This is a genomic window from Micromonospora sp. NPDC002575 (assembly GCF_042889525.1).
GTDB classification, from domain to species: domain Bacteria; phylum Actinomycetota; class Actinomycetes; order Mycobacteriales; family Micromonosporaceae; genus Micromonospora; species Micromonospora carbonacea.
In genome coordinates, this window is record NZ_JBIARA010000043.1 from 1 (window position 1) to 5,552 (window position 5,552).

Genomic DNA, 5,552 nt, shown 5'->3' on the forward strand with positions numbered 1-5,552 from the left:
TACAGCCGTGGGTTGGGTGAGGTGGATTGGGTGGGGGTGCATGCCGGTAAGGGGCATCGCACGACGACGATTCCCACCTACCCCTTCGAACGCCGCGAGCTGAGCGCGCCCCGCGTCCACGAGACCGCCGCCGCGCACCGCCGCCGGCCCGAAGCACAGGTTTCCGTACCCACCGCAGGTGACGAGGCCACCGGCCATCCACTGTTCGACCGTCACTACGAGCACTGAGCGAGGGAACGTGACGTACCGGGTTGAGACCTACGAGAAGACCTTCGCGGGGCACGAGCCGTTCATCGCCCAGCACCGCTCCTCCGGCTTCGGCATCCTGCCCGCGTCCGTACAACTGGAGATGGCCCTGCTCGGGGTCGCCCAGCGCCGGGCCTTCGCCCCGCTCGAGCTTGTCGACGTCGCCTTCGTCCGGCCGTTCACCGTCGCCGACGACGAGCGGGTCACCGGCCGGCTCGACGTGACCTTCGCCGAGCGGACCCGCTTCGAGCTGAGCGCGGTCACCTCCGACGGCCGCAAGGCCGTCTCGACCGGCACCGGCGGGCCGCTGCCGGTCGACGCCCGCCCGCCGGCCGCCTGGGAGGTGGCCTGCCCGACGCCGGTCCCGCCCGAGCGGATCTACCGCGGCTGGGCCGATGCCGGCCTGACGTACGGGCCGGACTTCCACACCGTACGCCGGCTCGCCGTCGGCGACGGCACCGCCGAGGCGAGCCTCGCCACGGTGGCCCAGCCGGTGCCCTGGTACTCCCACCCCCTGCTCGTCGACGGCGTCTTCCAGGTGGTCAGCTGCGCCCTGCAGGACCTGGCCGGCGGCGACGCGCCCGGGCCGATGCTGCCCATCGGCGTCGCGCGGTTCGCCCTGTACGCGAACCTGTCCGCCCTCACCACCGGGGTGACCGTCCGGGTGCGCCGCACCGCCGTGCACGACGCCTGGTCCGTCGCGGACGCCGTGCTGTTGGACCCCGCCGGCCAGGTCGTCGCCGAGCTGACCGGGGTACGCATGCGCCGGCTGCCGGCGCAGCGGTCCACCCCGGCGCCCGGGCTGCTCACCCGCATCGAGTGGACCGCCGCCGACGCCCCCGCGCCCCGCCGGCCGGCGACCGGCACCTGGGTGGTCCTGCACAACGGCGGCTCCGACGCCACGGGCGCGGCCACGGTGCGGGCGCTGCGCGCCGACGGGGCCCGGGTCGTCGAGGTGCTGCCCGAGGGGCCGGACCCGGCGACCGGCGCCGACCGGCGGGTCATGGCCCAGCCCGACGAGGCCGCGTTCCAGCGGCTCTGGGAGGAGATCGGCGCGCCCGTGGCGGGCGTCGTGCACCTGTGGAGCACCGGGCCCACCCGACCGGACCAGGCCGAGCTGAGCGTCGGCCTGTACGCCTGCCTCGCCGCCCTCAAGACCCTCGGCCAGCGGCAGCGTTCGGGCCACTTCCTCGTGGCCACCGAGCGGGCCCAGCCGGTGGCCACCGGCGACGTCCCCGAGCCGGCGCGGGCCGCCCTGTGGGGACTGGTCCGGACCGCCGCCATCGAGTATCCGGGGCTGCGGCCCCGCCTCGTCGACCTCGACCCCGCCTCGGCCGACGCGCTCGGGGCCGAGGCGGGCGGCGGCGGGCCGGTCGAGGTCGGCTACCGCGACGGCGCGCGGCACGTGCCGGTCCGCGTTCCGCTGCGCGCGTTCGACGGCGGCCGGCCGCCGGTGCGGCGCGACGGCCGGTACCTGATCCTCGGTGGGCACGGCGGCCTGGGCCTCGCGGTCGCCCGCCGGCTCGCCGGCGACGGGGCCGGGCTGGTCGCGCTGGTCAGCCGCTCCGGCGGGACGGGAGCCGACGCCGACGCTCTCGCCGGGATCGAGTCGTACGGCTGCCGCATCGCCTCGTTCGCCGCCGACGTCGCCGCGCCCGGCGCGCTGACCGGCGTGGTGGAGGAGATCCGGCACCGCTTCGGCGACCTGCACGGCGTGGTGCACGCCGCCGGCGCCCTCCGCGACGGCCTGCTGCGCGGCACCACCGCCGAGGACGTGGCGCAGGTGCTGCGCCCCAAGGTCGACGGTCTGCACGAGCTGACCGCCGCCGTCGCCGGGACGGACCTGGACTTCGCCGTGCTGTTCGCCTCGGTCTCCGGGACGTTCGGCAACCTCGGCCAGGGCGGGTACGCCGCCGCCAACGCCTACCTCGACGCGTACGCCCACGCGCGCGGCGCCCCCTGGACGAGCGTCGACTGGGGACTGTGGGGCGAGGTGGGCATGGGAAAGGGCGTCGCCGAGCAGCTCCGCCGACGCGGCGTCCGGCCCCTGGGCACCGTCGAGGCGCTCGACGCCCTGATGACCGTGCTGCGCGACGACGTCCGGCAGGTCGTCATCGCCCACCCCGACGCCCCGGCCGGCACCCCCGCCGCGGCGGCGACCGGCACGAAGCCGGCCACGACGGCCACGCCCACGACACCGGCCGCGCCGGCCCCCGCGCCCGCCGCCACGGCGACCGGACCGTCCCCGGCGGGCGGCGTCGACGCCGGACGCACCGAGGACGGGCTCGCCGAGTTCCTCGCCGAACGGCTCGGCGTCGACGGCTTCGACCGGACGGCGCCGCTGACCGACTACGGCATCAACTCGATCATGAGCGTCGAGCTGGCCGAGGAGCTGTCCCGCCGCTGGCAGGTCACCCTCCCGGCGACCCTCTTCCTCGAGTACGGCGACTTCGCCGAGCTGGCCGCCGCGCTCGCCACCCGCTACTCGGCCGGACCCCCCGCCGCCCCCGAGCCGCCGCCGGCCGCCGTCGCCCCGGCCACCCCCGCGCCCGCGCTGGCCATCCCTGCCTCCGACCCGGAACCCGCGCCCGCGCCGGTGTCCGCACCCGAGCCGGCCGCCCGGCCGGCTCCGCGCGGCGGCGACATCGCGGTGGTGGCTGTCTCCGGCGACCTGCCCGGCGCCCGCGACCTGACCGACCTGTGGCCGATGCTCCGCTCCGGCGCCGACGCCTTCACCGAGATCCCGGCCCACCGGTGGAACATCGACGAGCACTTCCAGCGGCGCGGCCCCGACATGACCGGCACCTACTGCCGCACCGGCGCGTTCGTCACCGCGATCGACCGCCTCGACCCGAGGTTCTTCGGCATCGCCGTGCGCGAGGCGCAGGAGATGGACCCGCAGCAGAAGCTGCTGCTGGAGCACGCCTGGTCCGTCGTCGACGACAGCGGCTGCGCCGGACGGCGGGACGTCGGCGTCTTCGTCGGCGCCACCTACACCCACCACCGCGACGCCAACGGCCTCGACGCCGTCGGGCCGCACACCGCCCTCGGCTCGATGAACGCCGTCCTGGCCAACCGGATCTCCTACGCGCTGGACCTGACCGGCCCCTCGCAGACCGTCGACACGCTCTGCTCGTCCTCCCTGGTCGCCCTGCACCAGGCGGTGGTGAGCCTGCGCACCGGGCAGTGCGGGGCGGCCATCGTCGCCGCCTGCCACGTCGGGCTGACCCCCTGGTACTACCGCAGCCTCAGCCAGCTCGGCGCGCTGTCGCCCACCCGCCCCCGGCCGTTCGACGACCGGGCCGACGGGTTCGTGCCCGGCGAGGGCGCGGTGGCGGTCATGCTCAAGCGGCTCGACGACGCCGAACGCGACGGCGACCGGATCCACGCGGTGATCCGGGGCGCGGCGGTCAACCACGGCGGCCGGGGCAGCGCCCTGCCGGTGCCGCGCAGCGAGGCGCAGGTGGCGGTGATCCGGGCCGCCCTGGCCGACGCCGGCCTCACCCCGGCCGACATCTCCCTGGTCGAGACCCACGGCACCGCGACCCGGCTGGGTGACCCCATCGAGATCGCCGCCCTGGCCGAGGTCTTCGACGGCGACCGGCCCGAGCCGGTGCACGTCGGCTCGGTCAAGGCCAACATCGGCCACCTGGAGCCGGCCAGCGGCCTGGCCGGCCTGGTGAAGGTCCTGCTCTGCCTGCGGCACGGCGAGATCCCGCCCCTGGCCGGGTTCGAGACGCTCGGCACGCACATCGCGTTGCCCGCCGGGCGGCTGGCCATCCCGACCGAGCCCCTGCCGTGGCGGTCCGCCGGTCCCCGCCGGGCCGGCATCAGCGCCTTCGGCATGGGCGGCACCAACGCCCACGTCGTCGTCGAGGAGTACGTCCCGCACCCCACCGGCGCCGCCGCCCGCACCGACGCGCCCGCCCGCGAGCACCTGCTCGTCCTGTCGGCGCACACCCCGGAGCTGCTCGCCCGGCGGATCGCGGACGTGGAGCGGCTGATCGGGCGGGACCGGTCGGTCGACGCCGGGGCGCTGTGCCTCTCCGCCTCGGTCGGGCGCAGCCACCTGCCGTACCGGATCGCCGTGCTCGGCGCGACGGCCGACGAGCTGGGCGCGGGTCTGCGCCAGGCCCTGCGCGCCGGTCCGGACCCGTCGGCGACGGTCCTGCGCGGCGCGACCGTCCTGGCCGGCGACCCGGTGCCCTGCGGTCCCGACCTTGCCGGCCGGCTCGCCGCGTACGTGCCGCTGAGCGCCGAGCGGATCGCCGCCGAGCTGCGCACGCCCGACGGCTCGCTGCTCGCCGCGCTGGCCCACCTGTACGTCGCCGGGCGCGACGTCGACTGGCGGCGGCTCCACGCCGGCAGCGGGCTGCGCCGGGTGCCGCTGCCGCCTTACCCCTTCCGCGACCTCGCCGACCCCGCCCAACCGGGCCCCGGCGGCCCGCCCCGCGCGCCCCGCGCCGACGCGCCCGACGCCCGCGTCCTGGACCGGCTGCTCGGCGCGCACCGCGTCTTCGGCGAGGAGACGCTGCCGGCCGCGTTCCTCGTCGCCAGCGGCTTCGCCCGCGCCGCCGTCCTGCACCGGCTCGCGTTCACCGCGCGGGGCACCGGCCGGCACCCGCTCACCAGCGACCCCTCCGGCGACACGACGACCTTCCGCTACGGCGGGCAGCCCGTCGGCCACCTCACCGTGGGCGCGGCCCGGCCCGCCGAGGCGGCCCCCGAGCCGGTGGCGTTGGACGCCCTGCGCGCCGGCTACCCCCGCACGCTCGACCCCGCCGGCCTGTACGCGTGGTTCGCCGCCAAGCAGGTCGACTTCGGCGCCCCACTGCGCGTCATCGGCCACGTCGCGTACGGCGCCACCGGCGTGCTCACCCAGGTCGACCTCGCCGACGCGGACCCGGGCGTGCGGGCGGTGGCCGCACTCGACGCGGCGTTGCAGACCATGGCGGTGCTGACCCTGGCCGACCCGGCCGCCTCCACGCTGACCTACCTGCCGGTTGCGATCGGCCGGGCGGTGCGCTGGGGCGACCCGGCCGGCACCCGCCACGTCCACCTGCGCCTCGCCGGGCAGGACGCCGACGGCAGCCGGCGGGCCAGCGCCACCCTCCTGGACGCCGACGGCCGGGCCCTGGTCCTCCTCGACGACGTGGTGTACCGGCCCGTCGCGGCGGGGGGGGGCGGGCCCCCCCCCCCCGGCCCCCCCCCCCCCCCCCCCCCCCCCCCCCCCGCGGCGCCCCCGGGGGGGGGGGGGGGGGGTGGGTCGCTGGTTCGGGGCCGCGCGATCGGAAGCGAGGGATCGC

Annotated in this window: 1 protein-coding gene and 1 pseudogene; both read left to right on the forward strand. The window is 77.6% G+C overall.

Annotated elements, in window-relative coordinates:
* On the forward strand, nucleotides 1-228 hold a 228-nt coding region (locus ACFYWL_RS30755), incomplete at its 5' end, for a hypothetical protein (RefSeq protein WP_386980197.1).
* Between the two features lie 10 nt (nucleotides 229-238).
* Nucleotides 239-5,552 (forward strand): annotated as a pseudogene (locus ACFYWL_RS30760) (SDR family NAD(P)-dependent oxidoreductase); the annotation flags it as partial.